The following is a 21979-nucleotide window of genomic DNA, read 5'->3' on the forward strand; positions in this document are numbered from 1 at the left end:
CTTTATCCCTTTTCTTCACGCAGTGAGTTAAAGTTACTCAGCAACTCATACGTTTCCACCAGCGGTAAGCCGACTACGGCGTGATAGCTGCCATTTATCTTCCTGACAAAACAACCACCCAACCCTTGAATACCGTATGCGCCTGCTTTATCTAAAGGTTCGCCGCTGGCTACGTAGGTAGCGATATCCTGCTCGGAGAGCAGACGGAAGGTCACTTCCGTCACCACCAGACAATCCAGCGTTTGCTGCTTATCCGCCAACGCCACCGCGGTCATCACCTGGTGGGTTTTTCCGGAAAGCATGCGAAGCATTTCTGCGGCGTGCCCGGCATCGCGCGGCTTTTCCAGCACTTCGCCGTTAAGAATGACAATCGTATCCGCCCCCAACACCGGCAGATCTCGCGGCGCCATAGCCACGCCAGCCAGCGCTTTTTCTCGCGCCAGACGCGCAACATAATGCGCAGCGCTCTCCTGAGGGCCGCGCCGTTCCTCAATACCCGGAACCAGGCGTTCGAAAGAGAGGCCAAGCTGAGTTAACAGTTCCTGCCGACGCGGGGAACCAGAAGCCAGATACAGAGTTGTCATATCAACCTTTATTGAACCGCAAATTGCTGACGCACTTTACGCATTAGCAGGAATAGCCACGGCCAGAGCACACCGTTTACTACACTACTCCAGAACACTTCCGGACGGAAAGAGACGTTGATCACTAAAAACTCTGCCCAGAAAACAATGATATCAACGGCAAGAGACAACAGCATGACCACCAGCGCCTGTTGCCAGAGCGCCAGATTACGGAACAGCTGATATTTTAAAGCGACCAGATAGGCAACGATACTTAACGACAGCGCGCGTACGCCAAGCGTCGAACCGCTGATGAGGTCGAGAATCGCCCCCATCACAAAGCCGGTACCGACGTTAACCCGATGCGGCAGCGCCAGGATCCAGTAAAGCAGAATCAACAACACCCAGTTTGGCCGGAAGACGGTGATGTCCTGCGGCCAGGGCATAATCTGCAGCAATAGCGCAATAAGAAACGAGAGCCAGATAACCCAGCGTCCCTGGCTACGATAACTTGCCACTATTGCCCCCCTGCTGGCAGAGGTTGCGCGGACGGCGGCGGCGTCAGGCCCGTCGCCGGCGCCGGCATCTGCGGCCCCATCGCATCAGGCGCAGGCAGCACCTGCGGCATCATTTGCATCAGGCGTTCATTGGCAACGCGGTGAACCTCTTCCGGGGTCATTGGGTTGGCGCCGTTACGATCGGCGCCCCACAGCAGCAGCAGATAGCGTAAACGCTGCAGCCCGGCAGTCGGACGAGCCTGGATTACCGTGTAAGCACGCTGAGTATCCAGACGTACCGAGGAGACCACCCCAACCGGATACCCTTCCGGGAAGCGTCCGCCGAGCCCGGAAGTCACCAGCACATCGCCGACGCGAATATCGGTATTCGCCGGCAGATGTTCAAGCTGTAAATCATCAGTGCAGCCGTTGCCGGCGGCAATCACGCGGATATCGTTACGCAGTACCTGAATCGGCAAGGCATGGGTCGCATCGCAAATCAGCAGCACGCGGCTGGTCATTTTCGCTACCGCCACCACCTGACCGACAACGCCCTTGTCGCTGATAACCGGCTGGCCTTCATAAACGCCGTTAACGCTGCCCTTGTCGATAACGACCTGATCGCTGTAGGGGTCGTTAACCGTCGAGATAACCTGAGTTACCATCTTCTGCTCGTCCTGACGCAGCGGCGAGCCTAGCAGTTCACGCAGGCGGGCATTTTCTTGTTTGTATTGGCCAAGCATCAGCAGATCGCTGTTTTTCAGCAATAACTCCTGACGCAGCGCGCGGTTTTCCAGTTCGAGCTGATCGCGGGTCGCCAGCGATTGCGATACGCTGTCGAGCAGTTCCCGGGGACCATTTGAGATAAAGTAGAAAGGACTGACGGCAGTATCCATGTACGTTCGAATCTGGCTGAACGTACCCAGGCGGCTGTCGGCGATAATGACGCCAAGCGCCACCAAAACCGCCAGAATAAGGCGAATCTGTAGCGACGGGCCACGGCTAAAAATTGGCTTCATAGGCTATGCGTATTCTCGTGTCAGTAAAGACCAGAGGCAGCCCTTAAGCTGCCCCAGACCTTCAGGCTGACTACTCTTCGCTGAACAAGTCGCCGCCGTGCATATCGATCATTTCCAGCGCCTTACCGCCGCCACGAGCGACGCAGGTCAGTGGATCTTCTGCAACTACGACAGGGATCCCTGTCTCTTCCATTAACAGACGGTCAAGGTTGCGCAGCAGCGCACCGCCGCCGGTCAGGACCATACCGCGCTCGGAGATATCGGATGCCAGCTCCGGCGGGCACTGCTCCAGCGCGACCATAACGGCGCTGACGATGCCGGTCAGCGGCTCCTGCAGCGCTTCGAGGATTTCGTTGGAATTCAGGGTGAAGCCGCGTGGAACGCCTTCAGCAAGGTTACGGCCGCGCACTTCGATTTCGCGTACTTCATCACCCGGGTAAGCGGAACCGATTTCGTGTTTGATACGCTCAGCGGTCGCTTCGCCGATCAGGGAACCGTAGTTACGACGCACGTAATTGATCACGGCTTCATCGAAACGGTCGCCGCCGATACGTACGGAAGAAGAGTAGACCACGCCGTTCAGGGAGATAACCGCGACTTCGGTAGTACCGCCGCCGATATCGACAACCATAGAACCGGTCGCTTCAGAAACCGGTAAGCCTGCGCCGATCGCGGCCGCCATCGGCTCTTCGATCAGGAAAACTTCACGGGCGCCAGCACCCTGCGCGGATTCGCGGATAGCACGACGCTCAACCTGGGTCGCGCCAACCGGCACGCACACCAGCACACGCGGGCTCGGGCGCATAAAGCTGTTGCTATGCACCTGTTTAATAAAGTGTTGCAGCATCTTTTCAGTCACGAAGAAGTCGGCGATAACGCCGTCTTTCATCGGGCGAATCGCCGCGATGTTGCCCGGCGTACGGCCCAGCATCTGCTTCGCTTCATGACCTACAGCGGCAACGCTTTTCGGCGAACCGGCACGATCCTGACGAATGGCCACAACGGAAGGCTCATTCAATACGATGCCTTGTCCTTTTACATAAATAAGGGTATTCGCGGTACCCAGGTCAATGGACAGGTCATTGGAAAACATGCCACGAAATTTTTTTAACATACTAAGGGATAATCCTGAAAGCTGGGGCGGAAAACAAAATCCGCTTACTTTACCAACCACACGCAGCAGCGACAAGGCGCAAAAATCATCTGCTACGGTGAAAATTAGTGCAGTTCATTTCCTTTGTTACAAACATTTACGAAGTCCCTTCGGCGCTGAATAAATCAGCTGCGCTCCGTGCTCTGTTTGTACCTGTCAAAGGTCAGTCTTGCGTAAGTTGCGACATTCCGGCGGGTAGACAAGCACACCCCCTTTACTATGGCGCGCGTTATTCTACGTGAAATCACGCCAAACGGCAGATCAAACAGAGTATCTTTGCGAATATTTTTTCACATTTGTGTCAAGTGGCTGTGAGGCGGCAAAAAATTCCCCCTGCCCGCCGGTCACGCCGCATTGCGACAGCACCTGCCACTCGCTGCGACTGCGTACTCCCGTCGCAAAAACCTGTACCGGCATCCCTTTACAGGCCTCCACCAGACTTTGAACCAGTAACTGGTTCTCGCTGCGTTTTTCAATATTGCGCGATAGCCCTTGATGCAGCTTGATCACTTCCACGTCCAGCTGCTTGATCCAACTGGTGCCAACCAACGTCAACCCGGCCTGAACCACGGCGACGCGAATGCCCAGCGCGTTTATCAACCGCATAACCGGGTGTAAACGGCCGATATATTGACAAACATCCGCCTCTGCAAGTTCAAAAATAATCCGCCGACGTTGTGATTTTTCGCACTGCATCATGGTATCGCGCAGCCAACGCTGGAAACGCGGGCGAATCAGCGACTCCACGGTCACCTGCAGGGCCAGCGTTTGATCAGGCCAATAACTTAATAACGGCAGCAAACGCGTAATCTGTAGGCGATCGTACTCTTCCGCTAAGCCAAACTGCTGCACCATTGGCATATACTCGGCGGCAATCACCTCTTCTTTACCGTCATAGATGCGACACATTAGCTCGCGATGATGTACCCGCCCATCGCGCATGACCGCCGGTTTCTGATACAAGCGCGGGCCGCCGCGGCTAAGCATCTGCTCGATAAGCGTCCGCCAGCGCACGTTGCCGCGCCCTTTCTCCGGCAGTGAATCATCGTAAACCGCCCAGCTATTACTCCCCTGTAGCACGGCGTTGCGGGTAGCCGCTTCGGCGTGTTCCATCACCTGAGAAGTGGACTGGCCGCTGCGGAACGCGCAGATGCCGATATGCATCGTGTCGTCTTTATCCAGCACCCGTGTTGACGGCAGCGCATCCATCGCCTTGAGTAACTGCCCGGCGATACTATCAGCCTCTTTTAAAGTGCGATGCGGCAATAAGACGGCGAAATCGCTACGGTGATAGCGCGCCAGTAGCGAGCCGGGATAGCGCATAATAAAAGTAGACAGCAAATTAATTAGCGTGAAGTAATGCTCTTCCGCCGCCGCCCGTCCCCAGTTGTCGCGCAGCAGATCAAACTCCGGCAGGCGAATCATCATCACGATACCGTGCGCCCCCACCTTTTCCTGATCGTCCAGCAGCGTCGCCAGCTGGTTATCAAAGAACAGGCGGTTATTGAGGCCGGTTTTGGAATCCTGGGCGGCGTAGGAGCGAATCAGGGTATCCATGCGGCTGCGCTGATCGCTGGCGAACTGCAGTTCCGAGAGCAGCATATCCAGCGCGCTGCTGGTACTGGCCGGCCATTCATGAACAGAACCGCGCACCTGCGGCCCGCGCTCGCCGCTGAGAATGCGCCGCGCGCGCAGCTCCAGTAGTTCTTGCCCCGCCAGCTGGCGGCGGATCCAGCGAATCGAAAAGAAGATAATCAGCACCATGAAGCCGATGGCGAAGGAGAGCGGCGCGGTGACGTGAAGCGAGCGGAAATAATTGACCATCGGGTCCATGTAGACCAGACGAATCGAAATTCCGGGATGTTTGAGCGAGGGTACCGTCATTTCACGATACTGGTTGTTACTGCCCAGCGGACGATAACTGTCGCCGCGGGTATGGCTGTAAAGCGATTTGCCGTTGAGCAGAAAATCAATATGTTCGACTTCTACCGGCGTCAGCAGCTCGTCCATTTGCGGTTCGAGCTTTTCAAAAGAGGTGGTTACCAGGCGGCTGTCCAGCATCGTCGCCACCGCCTGCACGCGATTCTCAACTTTAATCTGAATGCCGTTGTAAAAGCTCAGCGACGCGCCGATGAGCGTGACAAAAATCGTCAGGCTGGTGAGCAGCGTAACAAATGCTGAGAATTTCGTCGTTAATCGCATCCCTGTGTTAACTCCGCGTGTGAATAACTACCCGAAGGGCATTCGGGCCCCTTTTAAGACTTTTGCTTAAGTAAGTACTAACTTTCTGAAGCGACGCATACTACCAAAGCTGGCGTATCTGGCAATTTATTGCGTTACATCCACGTAATAATGCCGTTAGCGAGTATAGTCTGCAGAATAATTTTTCCAATCTTCAAACCGTGAGGAACCACATATGCAGGCTTTAATCTTAGAACAGCAGGATGGCAAAACCCTTTCCTCGGTGCAAAACATCGATGCCAACCTGTTGCCGCCAGGCGATGTGACGGTCGATATTCACTGGTCGAGCCTCAATTATAAAGATGCCCTGGCCATTACCGGCAAAGGAAAAATTATCCGCAACTTTCCGATGATTCCTGGTATCGATTTTGCCGGTACCGTCCACGCCAGCGAAGATCCGCGTTTTCACGTTGGCCAGCAGGTATTACTCACCGGTTGGGGCGTGGGAGAAAATCACTGGGGCGGCCTGGCCGAGCGCGCCCGCGTCAAAGGCGAATGGCTGGTGGCCATGCCTGAAGGTCTCGACGGACGCAAAGCGATGGCGATCGGTACCGCAGGTTTTACCGCCATGCTATGCGTGATGGCGCTGGAAGACGCCGGGGTGCAACCGCAGGATGGCGAGATCGTCGTAACAGGTGCCAGCGGCGGCGTTGGCAGCACGGCGGTCGCTTTGCTGCATCATCTGGGTTATCAGGTGGCGGCGGTTTCCGGTCGCGAAAGCACCCATGACTATCTGAAAAGCCTCGGCGCGCAGCGTATTTTAGGCCGCGACGAGTTCGCTGAGAGCCGTCCGCTGGAAAAACAAATCTGGGCGGGCGCTATCGATACCGTCGGCGATAAAGTGCTGGCTAAAGTACTGGCGCAGATGAACTACGGCGGCTGCGTCGCGGCCTGCGGCCTGGCGGGCGGTTTCGCGCTGCCGACCACCGTGATGCCGTTTATCCTGCGCAACGTACGCCTGCAGGGCGTCGATTCGGTAATGACCCCACCTGCGCGCCGCGCAGAAGCCTGGCGCCGGCTGGTGCGCGATCTGCCCGAGTCTTTTTACGCGCAAAGCGCGACCGAAATCACCCTGGCCGACGCCCCGGCCTTCGCCGACAAAATCATGAACAACCAGATCCAGGGACGTACGCTGGTCAAAATCGGCTAATCTGCAATTTTTCGTGACATATTCGCGATCGCGCTCCGCCTCCGTCATGCTTAGGAAAAAGTATGACGGAGGACGCCATGAAAACCAGAAAACTGACGGAAGCCGACGTAACGGCGGAATCGGTATTTAACCTGCAGCGCCGCCAGGTGCTGAAAATGCTCGGTATCGGCGCGACGGCGATGTCGCTCTCAACGAAGGCCCACGCCGACCTGCTCGATTGGTTTAAAGGCCACGATCGCCCGCCGGCGCCTGCCGGAAAGGCGCTGACCTTTGATAAACCCGCAGCATGGCAAAGTAAGCTCGCCCTCACCCCGGAAGATAAAGTCGCCGGCTACAACAACTTTTATGAATTCGGCCTCGATAAAGCCGATCCGGCCGCTAACGCAGGCAGCCTGCGCACTGACCCCTGGACGCTTACCATCGGCGGCGAAGTCGCCAAACCCCTGACGCTCGATCACGACGACCTGACCCGTCGTTTCCCGCTGGAAGAACGAATTTATCGTATGCGCTGCGTGGAGGCCTGGTCGATGGTCGTACCGTGGGTCGGCTTCCCCCTGCATAAACTGCTCTCGCTGGTGGAGCCCACCAGCAACGCCCGCTACGTCGCTTTCAAAACGCTGTATGCGCCGGAACAGATGCCGGGACAAAAAGATCGCTTCATCGGCGGCGGCCTGGCCTATCCCTATGTCGAAGGGTTGCGCCTTGATGAAGCGATGCACCCGCTCACGCTGATGACCGTTGGCGTCTACGGGAAAGCGTTACCGCCGCAAAACGGCGCGCCCATCCGCCTGACCGTGCCGTGGAAGTACGGCTTTAAAGGGATTAAATCGATCGTGAGTATTGAGTTAACCCGCGAGCGGCCGCCGACCACCTGGAATCTGGCGGCGCCGGATGAATACGGTTTCTATGCCAATGTGAACCCGCACGTCGATCATCCGCGCTGGTCGCAGGCCAGCGAGCGGTTCATCGGCGCCGGCGGCGTACTCGACGTAAAACGCCAGCCAACGCTGCTGTTTAATGGCTATGCCGAGGAAGTCGCCTCCCTGTATCGCGGGCTTAACTTACGGGAGAATTTCTAGTGCGTCTGAGCGTTAAACAGATAGGCTGGCTGAAAGTTGTGCTGCATTTAGCCGGTTTTTTACCGCTGGTCTGGCTGTTCTGGGCCGGGCATCAGGGCTACTTCAGCGCCGATCCGGCGAAGGATATCCAGCATTTTACCGGACGGATGGCGCTGAAGTTTTTGCTTGCCACCTTGCTTATTACGCCGCTGGCGCGTTACGCTAAACAGCCATTATTGATACGCACCCGTCGTTTATTAGGGTTATGGTGCTTTGCCTGGGCAACGTTGCATCTCACCAGCTATACGCTGCTGGAGCTCGGCATTAACAATCTGGCGTTACTCGGTTCCGAGATAATCAACCGTCCGTATCTCACGCTTGGTTTAATCAGTTGGCTGGTTTTACTGGCGCTGGCGGCGACGTCAACCCAGTACATGCAACGAAAATTAGGCCGTCGTTGGCAAACATTGCACAACTTCGTCTATCTGGTCGCGATCCTCGCCCCTATACATTATCTATGGTCGGTGAAAATTTTATCGCCGCAGCCGCTGATTTATGCCGGGCTGGCAATGGTACTTTTAGCCAGCCGCTATAAGAAGTTTCGCCAGTGGTGGCGCTAATCTCCGGATATGTGCAGTTCCCCGCAGAACGTTTATCAACCGCGACTCTTTTTACGATAGCGGTTGATAATCTTCCCTGATAAGACCAGTATTTAGCTGCCAATTGCTACGAAATCGTTATAATGTGCGACTTTGGTTTTCCTGAAGGGATTTTCGAACCCTGAAAAGGTGACAAGCGCGCATCGAAGGTATATTTTGTTTTTTGCCCGAGATTAGCAGGAGATAGCTGCACAATGGCTGACAAGTTTCGCATTTTGCTTTTGAACGGACCAAACCTTAATATGCTCGGCAGCCGTGAACCCGAGAAGTATGGTTCGCTAACGCTGGCAGAAATTGTTAACCGTTTAACCGCAGAAGCGGAAGCGCTAAACGTGACGCTCGACCACCTGCAATCCAATGCGGAGTTCGCGCTCATCGACCGAATTCATCAGGCTAAAGACTCTGTGGACTATATCCTGATCAATCCGGCCGCGTTTACGCATACCAGCGTGGCCATCCGCGACGCGCTGCTTGCCGTGAGTATCCCGTTTATCGAGATCCACCTGAGCAACGTGCATGCGCGCGAGCCGTTCCGTCACCACTCGTATCTGTCTGATGTCGCCTCGGGCGTTATCTGCGGATTAGGTGCGGACGGCTATTCATACGCTTTACAGACGGCGGTAAAACGCCTGTCACAAACACACTAAACAAAGAGTACGGAACCCACTCATGGATATTCGTAAGATTAAAAAACTGATCGAGCTGGTTGAAGAATCAGGCATCTCCGAACTGGAAATTTCTGAAGGCGAAGAGTCTGTACGCATCAGCCGTGCAGCGCCGGCCGCCAGCTATCCGGTAATGCAGCAAGCTTATGCTGCGCCAATCGCCCAGCCTCAGGCGCCAGCCGCCGCAGCGCCGGCAGCAGCACCTGCCGCTGAAGCGAAAGCGGAAATCAGTGGTCACATCGTACGTTCCCCGATGGTCGGTACTTTCTACCGCACCCCGAGCCCGGACGCGAAAGCCTTTGTGGAAGTCGGTCAGAAAGTTAACGTGGGCGACACCCTGTGCATCGTAGAAGCGATGAAAATGATGAACCAGATCGAAGCCGACAAAGCCGGCGTGGTTAAAGCCATTCTGATCGAAAGCGGCCAACCTGTAGAATTCGACGAGCCGCTGGTTGTCATCGAGTAACGAGGCGAACATGCTGGATAAAATTGTCATCGCTAACCGTGGCGAGATCGCACTGCGCATCCTGCGTGCCTGTAAAGAACTGGGCATCAAGACCGTTGCTGTGCACTCCACCGCGGATCGCGATTTAAAACACGTATTATTAGCGGATGAGACGGTCTGCATCGGCCCGGCTCCGTCCGTAAAAAGCTATCTGAACATCCCAGCTATCATCAGCGCGGCGGAAATCACCGGCGCGGTAGCGATTCACCCGGGTTACGGCTTCCTGTCCGAAAACGCTAACTTTGCCGAGCAGGTTGAGCGTTCCGGTTTCATCTTCATCGGCCCGAAAGCCGACACTATCCGCCTGATGGGCGACAAAGTGTCTGCCATCACCGCAATGAAGAAAGCTGGCGTTCCGACCGTTCCAGGTTCTGATGGCCCGCTGGGCGACGACATGGACGCAAACCGCGCGCATGCCAAACGCATCGGCTATCCGGTTATCATCAAAGCCTCCGGCGGCGGCGGCGGTCGCGGTATGCGCGTCGTGCGCAGCGACGCTGAACTTGCGCAATCCATCTCCATGACCAAAGCGGAAGCGAAAGCGGCTTTCAACAACGACATGGTCTACATGGAGAAATACCTGGAAAATCCTCGTCACATCGAGATCCAGGTGCTGGCGGACGGCCAGGGCAACGCTATCTATCTGGCAGAACGCGACTGCTCCATGCAGCGTCGTCACCAGAAAGTCGTCGAAGAAGCGCCGGCGCCGGGCATTACCCCGGAACTGCGTCGCTACATTGGCGAACGTTGCGCGAAAGCCTGTGTGGATATCGGCTATCGCGGAGCGGGTACCTTTGAATTCCTGTTCGAAAACGGCGAGTTCTACTTCATTGAGATGAACACCCGTATTCAGGTAGAACACCCGGTTACCGAAATGATCACCGGCGTCGACCTGATCAAAGAACAGCTGCGCATCGCGGCGGGTCAGCCGCTGTCTATCAAGCAAGAAGAAGTCCAGGTTCGCGGCCATGCGGTAGAATGCCGTATCAACGCCGAAGACCCGAACACCTTCCTGCCGAGCCCGGGTAAAATTACCCGCTTCCACGCGCCGGGCGGTTTTGGCGTGCGCTGGGAGTCTCATATCTACGCCGGTTACACCGTACCGCCGTACTATGACTCAATGATCGGCAAACTGATCTGCTACGGCGAAAGCCGTGATGTGGCGATTGCCCGCATGAAGAACGCGCTGCAGGAACTGATCATCGATGGCATCAAAACCAACGTTGAGCTGCAGATGCGCATTATGAGCGACGAGAACTTCCAGCATGGTGGCACCAATATCCACTATCTGGAGAAAAAACTCGGATTGCAGGAAAAATAATCCTGTACTCGCTGCAAAAGGCCGGATAATCCGGCCTTTTTTCTTTTTCTCTCCCCTCGACTTTTCCATGCGGTACAATCCCCGCTTTCTTCATCCTCAAGGGACAAAAAATGGACAAAAGATTTGTTCAGGCCCATAAAGAAGCGCGCTGGGCGCTGTGGCTGACCCTTCTCTATCTTGCCGCCTGGCTGGCTGCGGCCTATCTACCGGGCGTCGGTATTGGCTTTACCGGGCTGCCACACTGGTTCGAACTGGCCTGCCTGCTGGTGCCGCTGCTGTTCGTTCTGCTGTGCTGGGCGATGGTGCGCTTTATCTTCCGCGATATCTCTCTGGAGGATAACGATGCAGCTTGAGATTATCGTGGTGCTGATCGCTTATCTGTTTGTGGTCTTCGGGCTGTCTCTTTACGCGATGCGTAAACGCAGTACCGGGAACTTCCTTAGCGAGTATTTTCTTGGCAGCCGATCGATGGGCGGTTTTGTATTAGCGATGACCCTCACCGCCACCTATATTAGCGCCAGCTCGTTTATCGGCGGTCCCGGCGCCGCCTACAAATATGGACTGGGCTGGGTACTGCTGGCGATGATCCAGGTACCGACGATCTGGCTCTCTCTCGGGATCCTCGGCAAGAAGTTCGCGATCCTGGCGCGCCGCTACAACGCCATTACCCTTAACGATATGCTGCAGGCGCGCTACCAAAGCCGCGCGGTGGTATGGATTGCCAGCGTCAGCCTGTTGGTGGCCTTTGTCGGGGCCATCGCGGTGCAGTTTATTGGCGGCGCGCGCCTGCTGGAAACCGCCGCCGGTATCAAATACGAAACCGGACTACTGATATTTGGCATCACGATCGCGCTCTATACCGCGTTCGGCGGCTTCCGCGCCAGCGTACTCAACGATACCATGCAGGGAATGGTGATGTTGATCGGGACGATCGTCCTGCTGGTTGGCGTAGTGCATGCCGCTGGCGGTCTGCATCAGGCGGTAGATACGCTCCAGCGGATCGACCCGCAGCTGGTGTCGCCTCACGGCGCCGATGATATCCTCACGCCAACCTTTATGACCTCGTTCTGGGTACTGGTCTGTTTCGGCGTCATCGGCTTGCCGCATACCGCCGTGCGCTGTATCTCCTATAAAGACAGCAAGGCCGTGCACCGCGGGATCGTTATTGGCACCATCGTGGTGGCGATTCTGATGTTCGGTATGCATCTCGCCGGCGCGCTTGGCCGCGCCGTCCTGCCGGGCCTCACCGTCCCCGATCAGGTGATCCCGACGTTGATGGTCCAGGTGCTGCCGCCGTGGGCCGCGGGGCTATTTTTAGCGGCGCCGATGGCCGCGATTATGTCTAACGTTAACGCCCATTTACTGCAGGCATCGGCTACGATCATTAAAGATCTGTGGCTCAGCGCTCAGCCTACGAAAAAGCGTAATGAGCAGAAGCTGAAGCGGATCTCAACGATCGCCACCTTAGTGCTCGGCATACTTATGATGCTGGCCGCCTGGCGGCCGCCGGAAATGATTATCTGGCTTAATCTGCTGGCCTTTGGCGGCCTGGAAGCGGTGTTCTTATGGCCGCTGGTGCTGGGTCTCTACTGGGAGCGGGCAAATGCTGCTGGCGCGCTCAGCGCGATGTTAGTGGGCGGCGTACTGTATGCCGTGCTCGCGACGTTTAATATTCAGTACCTGGGCTTCCACCCTATCGTGCCCTCGCTGCTGCTAAGTTTGTTGGCTTTTGTCGTCGGGAACCGTTTCGGTCAGCCCGTACCGCCAGCCCCTATTATGACTACTGATAAATAAAGAGTTTTGCCATGCCTTGGATCCAACTAAAACTGAATACGACCGGCGCTCACGCGGAAGAACTGAGCGACGCGCTGATGGAGGCCGGCGCGGTCTCGATTACCTTCCAGGACACCCACGACACGCCGGTGTTTGAGCCGCTGCCGGGTGAAACCCGTTTGTGGGGCGATACCGACGTTATTGGCCTGTTCGACGCGGAAAGCGACATGAACGAAGCGGTTGCTATCCTTGAGCAGCATCCGCTGCTCGGCGCAGGCTTCGCGCATAAAATTGAACAGCTGGAAGATAAAGACTGGGAACGCGAGTGGATGGATAACTTCCACCCGATGCGTTTCGGCGAACGCCTGTGGATTTGCCCGAGCTGGCGCGATGTTCCTGATGAGAATGCAGTCAACGTGATGCTTGATCCAGGACTAGCCTTTGGTACCGGTACTCACCCAACGACCGCGATGTGTCTGCAGTGGCTCGATGGCCTTGACCTTCAGGGCAAAACGGTTATCGATTTTGGCTGCGGTTCCGGCATCCTGGCGATCGCCGCGCTGAAGCTGGGCGCCGCCAAAGCTATCGGTATTGATATCGATCCGCAGGCCATTCAGGCCAGCCGTGATAACGCCCAGCGTAATGGCGTCTCCGAACGCCTTGAACTCTATTTGCCGCAGGATCAGCCAGAATCCATGAAAGCCGATGTGGTGGTCGCAAACATCCTGGCAGGCCCGTTGCGTGAGCTGGCCCCTTTAATCAGCGTCCTGCCGGTTACAGGCGGCCTGCTGGGCCTTTCTGGAATCCTGGCAAGCCAGGCGGAAAGCGTTTGTGAAGCCTACGCCCCGCTCTTCACCCTCGACCCGGTGGTGGAGAAAGAGGAGTGGTGCCGAATTACCGGACAGAAAAACTAAGTCAGACTGCGGCCTACGGGCCGCATTTTTGTTTCCAGTAACCGCCGAATATTGCCAGGAAATGAGAGCCGGATCGCATTACGATGCCCTTTTTTGACTACAAAAACAGCGTTTTATCCCGTCTCGTATCGCCTTCGTCTCAGAAAAATCGAGAAGTTTTGCGATTTTATAATTGGACACAAATTATCCCATTGCTAATAACGCAATGATTAATATGATAATTTATTCATGACTATTACGTTACTCCTGGATTCATTGATCTGTAACAGAGGATTGGTCAAAGTTTGGCCTTTCATCTCGCGCAAAAAATGCGTAATATACGCCGCCTTGCAGTCACAGTATGGTCATTTCTTAACTCATGCGCATCGGACACCACCAGCTCAGAAATCGCCTGATCGCAGCACCTATGGCTGGCATCACTGACAGACCATTCAGGACGCTGTGTTACGAGATGGGAGCAGGTTTAACCGTCTCCGAGATGATGTCCTCCAACCCGCAGGTATGGGAGAGCGACAAGTCCCGGTTACGGATGGTGCACATTGATGAGCCCGGTATTCGTACCGTGCAAATCGCCGGTAGCGTACCGGAAGAGATGGCCGCGGCCGCCCGTATTAACGTGGAAAGCGGCGCCCAGATTATTGATATCAATATGGGGTGCCCGGCTAAAAAGGTGAATCGTAAGCTCGCTGGTTCAGCCCTCTTGCAGTATCCCGATCAGGTGAAGTCAATCCTGACCGCGGTCGTCAAGGCAGTGGACGTTCCGGTGACTCTCAAGATTCGCACCGGTTGGGAACCGGAACACCGTAACTGTGTAGAGATTGCCCAACTGGCTGAAGAATGTGGCATTCAGGCTCTGACTATTCACGGACGCACTCGCGCCTGCTTGTTTAACGGAGAAGCTGAATACGACAGTATTCGGGCAGTTAAGCAGAAAGTTTCCATTCCGATTATCGCGAATGGCGACATTACTGACCCGCTTAAAGCCAGAGCCGTGCTCGACTACACGGGGGCTGACGCCCTCATGATAGGCCGTGCGGCTCAGGGAAGACCCTGGATCTTTCGGGAAATCCAGCATTATCTGGACACTGGGGAGTTGCTGCCCCCCCTGCCGTTGGCAGAGGTTAAGCGCTTGCTTTGCGCGCATGTTCGGGAACTGCATGACTTTTACGGTCAGGCAAAAGGGTACCGAATCGCGCGTAAACACGTCTCCTGGTATCTCCAGGAGCATGCTCCAAATGACCAGTTTCGGCGCACATTCAACGCCATTGAGGATGCCAGCGAACAGCTGGAGGCGTTGGAGGCATACTTCGAAAATTTTGCGTAATAGAAATAAAGAGCTGACAGAACTATGTTCGAACAACGCGTAAATTCTGACGTACTGACCGTTTCTACCGTTAACTCTCAGGATCAGGTAACTCAAAAGCCCCTGCGTGACTCGGTTAAACAGGCACTGAAGAACTATTTTGCTCAACTGAATGGTCAAGATGTTAATGATCTGTATGAGCTGGTATTGGCTGAAGTTGAACAGCCACTGTTGGACATGGTGATGCAATACACCCGTGGTAACCAGACCCGCGCTGCCCTGATGATGGGTATCAACCGCGGTACTCTGCGTAAGAAACTGAAAAAATACGGCATGAACTGATATTAATCAGTAAATTGCTGAATTAAAAAGGCGCTCTTCGGCATGGGGAAGCGCCTTTTTTTATGGCCTGATTTTTGATACTGATCTACTGCCCCACGGCAGCCATCGGCCACCCGCTATGGCCAGGTTGCTGCAGCGATAACGCCGACATAATATTGTCTACCAGCACGGGCGCCTGCTCATAGAGATTGAATTGTTCAGGATCCATTAACCAGTTCTTAATAATTCCTGTAAAAGCGCCATGTAATATAATTAACGTGATTTCGATATTTGTTTCCGCCGGTAATAACCTGTTTCTGACACAACGCTGTAGTACGTCACGGACAATCGCGTAATTAAAGCCAATTCGCTTGCGGATTTCCGTTTCCGGCAGCATATCGCTGGCGAATTCGCATTTGTGATAAAGAATCTGTAACAGCGCCTGCTGTCGGGGTGTTTCGGCAATATATTGCAATCCGGTAATAAATTTTTTACGTAACCCCATTAACGGATTTTGGTTATCCAGTTCCCACTGCTGATGGGGCAATAACTCCCTAAGCGGCGGCTGCTGCTGCCACATTTCATTAAACAACTCCGCCTTACTGGAAAAATGCCAGTACACCGCTCCACGCGTGACGCCAGCGGCGTCGGCGATATCAGTCAGCGTGGTATTGGTAACGCCGCGCTGTGCGAACTGCTGGATCGCGGACTCAATCAGGAGCTGACGCGTTCTTAATGCGTCCTCTTTGGTTTTTCTGGCCATAACCTTTCCCACTAGCTGCCGAACGGTGAATACAAAATTTACTGATACTTTGGCCAATTTAGCATTCCATCAATATTATTATTTAGCAAAAATGCAGATACCATCACTTAATTCATCGATGTTTTAATACATCAAACAAATATAAAAATAAAACATATTCACCGGAATGATATTAATGAATGATGAGTAAAGAATGTGTCCTTTTTTTTGTTTTTGCGTGCCTTGTTCATTGTTCAAAAATAACTATCCCTTACATCCATCGGTGATTATTTGTAGGATAACGAACCGCTTTAATATTCATTATTTCTTCGCAGATTCGCCGCCCTATCCGGCCCGTAATCTATAAGGAACAGCAATGACGAGTCATGCCAGAGTTTCTCTTTTAGCCAGCCTAATTATCTCCACCTTGTTGCTTACCGGTTGTGATAATTCAGGCGATCAACAGGCGCAGCCGCAAGCGCCTCAGGTTAGCGTACATGTGGTGCGCAGCGAACCGCTCTCCGTTACTACCGAATTACCGGGGCGGACTTCGGCTTTTCGCGTCGCTGAAGTTCGCCCCCAGGTCAGCGGCATTATCCTGAAACGCAATTTTGTCGAGGGCAGCGATATCAAGGCCGGTGAATCGCTCTATCAAATCGACCCCGCCACTTATCAGGCCGCGTGGAACAGCGCCAAAGGCGACGAGGCGAAAGCCGAAGCCGCAGCGGCTATCGCCCATCTGACGGTGAAACGCTATGTCCCTCTGCTGGGAACTCAGTACATCAGTCAGCAAGAGTACGATCAGGCCGTCGCTACCGCACATCAGGCCGATGCCGACGTCGTGGCGGCTAAAGCCGCGGTCGAAAGCGCCCGTATCAACCTTGCGTACACCAAAGTGACCTCGCCGATTGACGGTCGCATTGGTAAATCCAGCGTAACTGAAGGCGCACTGGTGACCAACGGCCAGGCTGACGCCATGGCGACGGTGCAGCAGCTCGATCCGATCTATGTCGACGTGACCGAATCCAGCAACGATTTTATGCGTCTGAAACAGGAAAGCCTGCAGCGTGGTGATGATAGTAAAAGCGTGCAGTTGATTATGGAAAATGGCCAACCCTATTCCCTAAAGGGGTCGCTGCAATTTTCTGATGTGACGGTCGATGAAAGCACCGGGTCTATTACCCTTCGCGCGGTATTCCCTAATCCGCAACACACTCTCCTGCCGGGTATGTTTGTCCGCGCCCGTATCGATGAAGGCATCAATCCGCAAGCGATTCTGGTACCACAGCAGGGGGTTACCCGCACGCCGCGCGGCGATGCCACGGTGATGATCGTCAATGCACAGAACCAGGTGGAAAACCGTGAAGTCACCGCCGCGCAGGCGATAGGCGATAAATGGTTGATCACCAGCGGTCTGCAAAACGGCGACAAAGTCATCGTTAGTGGATTACAAAAGGTTCGCCCTGGCGTCACCGTGAAGGCGACGGAAGATACCGCTGCCCCAGCTGCACAATAAGGTATGAATCGCTATGTCTAAGTTCTTCATCCATCGACCGGTGTTTGCATGGGTGCTGGCAATCATCATGATGATTGCCGGTGGCCTGGCCATCATGCAGCTCCCTATTGCGCAATATCCTACGATCGCGCCGCCTGCGGTGGCGATTTCTGCTACCTATCCTGGCGCGGATGCGCAAACCGTGCAGGACACCGTCACCCAGGTTATCGAACAGAACATGAATGGTATCGATAATCTGATGTACATGTCCTCTACCAGTGATTCATCCGGTAGCGTGACCATCACTCTCACTTTCGAATCCGGCACCGACCCGGATATCGCGCAGGTTCAGGTACAGAACAAACTGCAGCTGGCGACGCCGCTGCTGCCACAGGAAGTACAGCAGCAAGGTATTAGCGTTGAGAAATCCAGCAGCAGCTTCCTGCTGGTTGCCGGTTTTATCTCTGATAATCCAAACACTACCCAGGATGATATTTCCGACTACGTTGCCTCTAACATCAAAGACCCTATTAGCCGCCTTAACGGCGTTGGCGATGTGCAATTGTTCGGCGCGCAATATGCCATGCGTATCTGGCTTGACGGCAACCTGCTGAATAAATATAACCTCACGCCGGTCGATGTTATCAACCAACTGAAGGTGCAAAACGATCAGATTGCCGCCGGGCAACTTGGCGGAACACCATCTGTTAAAGGTCAGCAACTTAACGCCTCGATTATTGCTCAAACTCGCCTGAAAGATCCGGAGGAATTCGGTAAAGTCACGCTGCGGGTTAACGCCGATGGTTCCGTCGTTCGCCTGAAGGATGTGGCGCGCATTGAATTAGGCGGCGAGAACTATAACGTTGTCGCCCGCATTAACGGTAAACCCGCCTCTGGATTGGGGATTAAACTGGCGACTGGCGCCAATGCGCTGGATACCGCTACGGCGATTAAGGCGAAACTTGCCGAGCTGCAGCCCTTCTTCCCGCAAGGGATGAAAGTTGTTTATCCCTACGACACCACGCCGTTCGTTAAAATCTCCATTCACGAAGTGGTGAAAACGCTGTTTGAAGCCATTATCCTCGTCTTCCTCGTGATGTATCTGTTCCTGCAGAACATCCGTGCGACGCTTATCCCGACGATTGCCGTGCCGGTGGTTTTGTTGGGTACCTTTGCGGTACTGGCGATGTTCGGCTACTCCATCAATACGCTAACCATGTTCGGTATGGTGCTGGCGATTGGGCTACTGGTCGATGATGCCATCGTGGTGGTAGAGAACGTCGAGCGCGTCATGGTCGAGGAGAAGCTTTCCCCGGTTGAAGCCACCGAGAAATCAATGGAGCAGATCCAGGGGGCGCTGGTTGGTATCGCCATGGTGCTCTCGGCGGTATTCGTCCCGATGGCCTTCTTTGGCGGCTCGACCGGGGCGATTTATCGTCAGTTCTCCATCACTATCGTTTCCGCGATGGCGCTGTCTGTACTGGTCGCGCTGGTACTGACCCCGGCACTGTGCGCAACCATGTTAAAACCGGCATCCGCAGACCATCATGGCAAAAAGGGGTTCTTCGGCTGGTTTAACGCCAGGTTTGACCAAAGCGTTAACCACTACACCAACAGCGTAAGCGGGATCCTGCGCGGCACCGGGCGCTATCTGGTTATCTATCTGCTAATTGTTATCGGCATGGCCGTACTGTTTGTCCGCCTGCCGACATCATTCTTACCGGATGAAGACCAGGGTGTGTTCCTGACCATGGTTCAGTTACCTGCTGGCGCTACGCAAGAGCGTACGCAAAAGGTGCTCGACTCCGTCAGCGACTACTATCTACAGAAAGAGAAAGCTAATGTTGAGAGCGTGTTCACCGTTAACGGCTTTAGCTTCAGCGGACAAGGACAAAACTCCGGTATGGCGTTTGTCAGTCTGAAACCATGGGAAGAGCGCAGCGGTTCGGAAAACGGCGTTGAAGCCATTATCAAGCGTGCCACCGCCGCATTTAGCCAGATTAAAGATGCAATGGTCTTCCCGTTCAACATGCCGGCCATCATCGAGTTAGGTACCGCGACCGGTTTCGACTTCGAGCTGATTGACCAGGGCGGCCTGGGACACACGCAGTTGACCCAGGCCCGAAATCAGCTTCTGGGCATGGTAAAACAACATCAGGATCAGCTGGTCCGTGTTCGCCCTAATGGCCTTGAAGATACACCGCAGTTTAAACTCGACGTCGATCAAGAGAAAGCGCAGGCGCTTGGCGTCTCGTTATCCGACATTAACGAAACGATATCAGCTGCGCTGGGCGGCTATTATGTGAACGACTTTATTGACCGCGGCCGCGTGAAGAAAGTCTACGTTCAGGCCGATGCCAGTTTCCGTATGCTGCCTGGTGATATCAATAACATGTATGTCCGCAGCTCTAACGGTGAAATGGTGCCGTTCTCGGCATTTGTTACTTCACGTTGGGTATATGGTTCTCCGCGCCTCGAACGTTACAACGGCCTGCCTTCGATGGAGATCCTCGGCGAAGCAGCTCCGGGTAAGAGTACCGGGGAAGCCATGGCCTTGATGGAGCAACTGGCCAGTAAACTGCCTGCGGGTATCGGTTATGACTGGACCGGCTTGTCTTATCAGGAACGTTTATCAGGTAACCAGGCGCCAGCGCTATATGCTATTTCGCTGATAGTCGTCTTCCTCTGTCTGGCAGCACTCTATGAAAGCTGGTCTATTCCATTCTCAGTTATGCTGGTTGTGCCATTAGGGGTTATCGGCGCATTATTAGCAGCTTCGCTTAGAGGGTTGAATAATGACGTTTATTTCCAGGTTGGCCTGCTAACGACTATTGGTTTATCTGCGAAGAACGCCATTCTTATTGTTGAGTTCGCCAAAGATCTTATGGATAAAGAAGGGAAAGGCATTATTGAGGCAACCCTGGAGGCATCCCGTATGCGTCTACGCCCTATATTAATGACTTCATTAGCCTTTATTCTTGGGGTCATGCCGTTAGTGATTAGCCATGGCGCTGGTAGCGGCGCACAAAACGCTGTCGGTACCGGTGTGATGGGCGGTATGCTTACTGCAACGCTATTGGCCATCTTCTTCGTGCCGGTGTTCTTTGTGGTCGTAAGGCGTCGCTTTACCCGTCACGCAGAATAATCGACTATAATTATCAAGGCGCCACGCGGCGCCTTTTTTTATATTTATCAGAACAACAAGTTAGTAGAAATATTAATTTTTCATCCCCAACTAACGCATTGGTATATCCCTTCCTGCATATTCTCTTCATTATTTCTCATTTCTCTTCACGATATTTACACTGCTCATAATTTGAGATTATTTCCCCTTCCAGGCCCGGGTCATTGCGGTGGTAAAATAAGCTATTCCGTTATGTGTTAACAACGTTGACAGCAAACGGTTATTTAGAGGTAATACCATGAAAAAATTAATATTAGTGACATTGTTAGCAACGTTGCTTGCTGGCTGTGCTCATGATTCCCCGTGCGTGCCTGTCTATGACTCGCAGGGCCGACTGGTGCATACCAATACCTGTGTAAAAGGCACAACACAGGATAACTGGGAAACGGCTGGCGCGATCGCCGGTGGGGCCGCAGCGGTTGCCGGTCTCACGTTAGGTATCGTGGCGCTGACTCGTTAGCAATTCCTCTCCATGAATGCTCAGCCTGGAGGCGTTCCCTTTGGCTCAGTCGCCAGAAAGACAAAAGGCCCAGTCGTATGACTGGGCCTTTTGTTTACGTTGATATGGCAGCGGCTTTCCCCGGAGGCGGTGCTGCGCACCTTTTCCGGGCTACGGGTTGCGTAGCCCCGGTAAGCGCAGCGACACCGGGGGAGATGGCGGCGTGTCTGGCCGCAAAAGACAAAAGCAGAAAGCCCGTCTTCCGACTGAGCCTTTCGTTTACGTTGCTATGGCAGCGGCTTTCCCCGGAGGCGGCGCGATGCGCCTTTTCCGGGCTACGGGTTGCGTAGCCCCGGTAAGCGTAGCGCCACCGGGGAACTGGTGCCGCGTCTGGCCGCAAAACATAAAAACAAAAGGCCCAGTCTTTCGACTGAGCCTTTCGTTTTATTTGATGCCTGGCAGTTTATGGCGGGCGTCCTTCCCGCCACCCTCCGGGCCGTTGCTGCGCAACGTTCAAATCCGCTCCCGGCGGATTTGTCCCTACTCCGTAGAGCGCTCACCGACAAACAACAGATAAAACAAAAGGCCCAGTCTTTCGACTGAGCCTTTTGTTTTATTTGATGCCTGGCAATTCCCTACTCTCACATGGGGAGACCCCACACTACCATCGGCGCTACGGCGTTTCACTTCTGAGTTCGGCATGGGGTCAGGTGGGACCACCGCGCTCTCGTCGCCAGGCAAATTCTTTACAAGTGCCGAACTTTAACCTAAAAAGTGGTGCTGATACCCAGAGTCGAACTGGGGACCTCACCCTTACCAAGGGTGCGCTCTACCAACTGAGCCATATCAGCACGCTAAATTTGATGCCTGGCAGTTCCCTACTCTCACATGGGGAGACCCCACACTACCATCGGCGCTACGGCGTTTCACTTCTGAGTTCGGCATGGGGTCAGGTGGGACCACCGCGCTATCGCCGC

Annotated in this window: 20 protein-coding genes, 1 tRNA gene and 2 rRNA genes; 14 read left to right on the forward strand and 9 right to left on the reverse strand. The window is 54.3% G+C overall.

Annotated elements, in window-relative coordinates; all coding sequences use genetic code 11:
• Positions 1-2: 2 nt before the first annotated feature.
• The 5 genes from AC22LX_RS24255 to csrD all read right to left on the reverse strand — a co-directional run bounded on the left by AC22LX_RS24255 (position 3) and on the right by csrD (position 5434).
• Positions 3-584: a Maf family protein gene (locus AC22LX_RS24255; RefSeq protein ID WP_015369464.1), complete on the reverse strand. Its 582-nt coding sequence runs from the start codon at positions 582-584 to the stop codon at positions 3-5.
• An 8-nt stretch (positions 585-592) separates the two neighbouring features.
• Entirely contained in the window at positions 593-1081 is a 489-nt protein-coding gene (gene mreD / locus AC22LX_RS24260) for a rod shape-determining protein MreD (protein WP_015369463.1), read from the reverse strand.
• A complete protein-coding gene (gene mreC / locus AC22LX_RS24265; RefSeq protein WP_015369462.1) occupies positions 1081-2079 on the reverse strand; it encodes a rod shape-determining protein MreC in 999 nt (332 codons plus the stop codon). The genes mreD and mreC overlap by 1 nt, the downstream gene beginning before the upstream one ends.
• A gap of 70 nt (positions 2080-2149) precedes the next feature.
• Positions 2150-3193 carry a rod shape-determining protein MreB gene (gene mreB / locus AC22LX_RS24270; RefSeq protein WP_002918653.1) on the reverse strand — a complete coding sequence of 348 codons (1044 nt, stop codon included), beginning with the start codon at positions 3191-3193 and terminating at the stop codon, positions 2150-2152.
• Between the two features lie 300 nt (positions 3194-3493).
• Positions 3494-5434, reverse strand: a complete 1941-nt coding sequence (csrD, locus tag AC22LX_RS24275) for an RNase E specificity factor CsrD (protein WP_015369461.1) — start codon at positions 5432-5434, stop codon at positions 3494-3496.
• Positions 5435-5648: 214 nt separating this feature from the next.
• Between csrD and acuI the strand changes: the two genes are divergently transcribed.
• From acuI to fis, 11 genes are all read left to right on the forward strand, one after another.
• A complete protein-coding gene (acuI, locus tag AC22LX_RS24280; RefSeq protein WP_487334258.1) occupies positions 5649-6623 on the forward strand; it encodes an acrylyl-CoA reductase (NADPH) in 975 nt (324 codons plus the stop codon).
• 77 nt (positions 6624-6700) lie between these two features.
• Complete coding sequence (gene msrP / locus AC22LX_RS24285; RefSeq protein ID WP_045397237.1) at positions 6701-7702, forward strand: protein-methionine-sulfoxide reductase catalytic subunit MsrP; 1002 nt, start codon at positions 6701-6703, stop codon at positions 7700-7702.
• Positions 7702-8301 (forward strand): protein-methionine-sulfoxide reductase heme-binding subunit MsrQ, encoded by a 600-nt coding sequence (gene msrQ / locus AC22LX_RS24290; protein WP_047047133.1) that lies wholly within the window; start codon positions 7702-7704, stop codon positions 8299-8301. Before msrP ends, msrQ begins: the two co-directional genes overlap by 1 nt.
• Positions 8302-8534: 233 nt before the next feature.
• Positions 8535-8987 carry a type II 3-dehydroquinate dehydratase gene (aroQ, locus tag AC22LX_RS24295; protein WP_015369457.1) on the forward strand — a complete coding sequence of 151 codons (453 nt, stop codon included), beginning with the start codon at positions 8535-8537 and terminating at the stop codon, positions 8985-8987.
• 22 nt (positions 8988-9009) lie between these two features.
• Positions 9010-9471: an acetyl-CoA carboxylase biotin carboxyl carrier protein gene (gene accB, locus AC22LX_RS24300; RefSeq protein ID WP_015369456.1), complete on the forward strand. Its 462-nt coding sequence runs from the start codon at positions 9010-9012 to the stop codon at positions 9469-9471.
• Between the two features lie 10 nt (positions 9472-9481).
• Positions 9482-10831 (forward strand): acetyl-CoA carboxylase biotin carboxylase subunit, encoded by a 1350-nt coding sequence (accC, locus tag AC22LX_RS24305; protein WP_015369455.1) that lies wholly within the window; start codon positions 9482-9484, stop codon positions 10829-10831.
• A gap of 110 nt (positions 10832-10941) precedes the next feature.
• Positions 10942-11184 (forward strand): DUF997 family protein, encoded by a 243-nt coding sequence (locus AC22LX_RS24310; protein ID WP_015369454.1) that lies wholly within the window; start codon positions 10942-10944, stop codon positions 11182-11184.
• Positions 11174-12625 (forward strand): sodium/pantothenate symporter, encoded by a 1452-nt coding sequence (gene panF / locus AC22LX_RS24315; RefSeq protein WP_045397242.1) that lies wholly within the window; start codon positions 11174-11176, stop codon positions 12623-12625. The genes AC22LX_RS24310 and panF overlap by 11 nt, the downstream gene beginning before the upstream one ends.
• An 11-nt stretch (positions 12626-12636) precedes the next feature.
• Positions 12637-13518, forward strand: a complete 882-nt coding sequence (prmA, locus tag AC22LX_RS24320; protein WP_045397245.1) for a 50S ribosomal protein L11 methyltransferase — start codon at positions 12637-12639, stop codon at positions 13516-13518.
• 358 nt (positions 13519-13876) lie between these two features.
• Positions 13877-14842: a tRNA dihydrouridine synthase DusB gene (dusB, locus tag AC22LX_RS24325; RefSeq protein WP_015369451.1), complete on the forward strand. Its 966-nt coding sequence runs from the start codon at positions 13877-13879 to the stop codon at positions 14840-14842.
• Positions 14843-14866: 24 nt separating this feature from the next.
• A complete protein-coding gene (gene fis, locus AC22LX_RS24330; RefSeq protein ID WP_000462905.1) occupies positions 14867-15163 on the forward strand; it encodes a DNA-binding transcriptional regulator Fis in 297 nt (98 codons plus the stop codon).
• 85 nt (positions 15164-15248) lie between these two features.
• Here the strand turns inward: fis and envR are convergent, their stop codons facing one another.
• On the reverse strand, positions 15249-15905 hold the full coding sequence (gene envR, locus AC22LX_RS24335) for an acrEF/envCD operon transcriptional regulator (protein ID WP_045397249.1): 657 nt from the start codon (positions 15903-15905) through the stop codon (positions 15249-15251).
• A gap of 355 nt (positions 15906-16260) precedes the next feature.
• On the opposite strand from envR, the gene AC22LX_RS24340 reads away from it, so the two are divergent.
• The 3 genes from AC22LX_RS24340 to AC22LX_RS24350 all read left to right on the forward strand — a co-directional run bounded on the left by AC22LX_RS24340 (position 16261) and on the right by AC22LX_RS24350 (position 21023).
• Complete coding sequence (locus AC22LX_RS24340) at positions 16261-17400, forward strand: efflux RND transporter periplasmic adaptor subunit (RefSeq protein WP_045397252.1); 1140 nt, start codon at positions 16261-16263, stop codon at positions 17398-17400.
• 13 nt (positions 17401-17413) lie between these two features.
• The gene (locus tag AC22LX_RS24345) at positions 17414-20524 is read left to right on the forward strand and encodes an efflux RND transporter permease subunit (RefSeq protein ID WP_063447774.1); all 3111 of its coding nucleotides are present in this window, start codon (positions 17414-17416) and stop codon (positions 20522-20524) included.
• Positions 20525-20801: 277 nt separating this feature from the next.
• Positions 20802-21023, forward strand: coding sequence for a hypothetical protein (locus AC22LX_RS24350; protein ID WP_015369447.1), 222 nt, complete (start codon positions 20802-20804; stop codon positions 21021-21023).
• A 601-nt stretch (positions 21024-21624) separates the two neighbouring features.
• On the opposite strand, the gene rrf (AC22LX_RS24355) is transcribed toward AC22LX_RS24350, so the two are convergent.
• From rrf (AC22LX_RS24355) to rrf (AC22LX_RS24365), 3 genes are all read right to left on the reverse strand, one after another.
• A 5S ribosomal RNA gene (gene rrf / locus AC22LX_RS24355) occupies positions 21625-21740 on the reverse strand.
• 37 nt (positions 21741-21777) lie between these two features.
• A tRNA-Thr gene (locus AC22LX_RS24360) sits at positions 21778-21853 on the reverse strand.
• A 14-nt stretch (positions 21854-21867) separates the two neighbouring features.
• A 5S ribosomal RNA gene (gene rrf / locus AC22LX_RS24365) occupies positions 21868-21979 on the reverse strand; the annotation flags it as partial.

Source organism: Klebsiella sp. PK01, assembly GCF_057624675.1.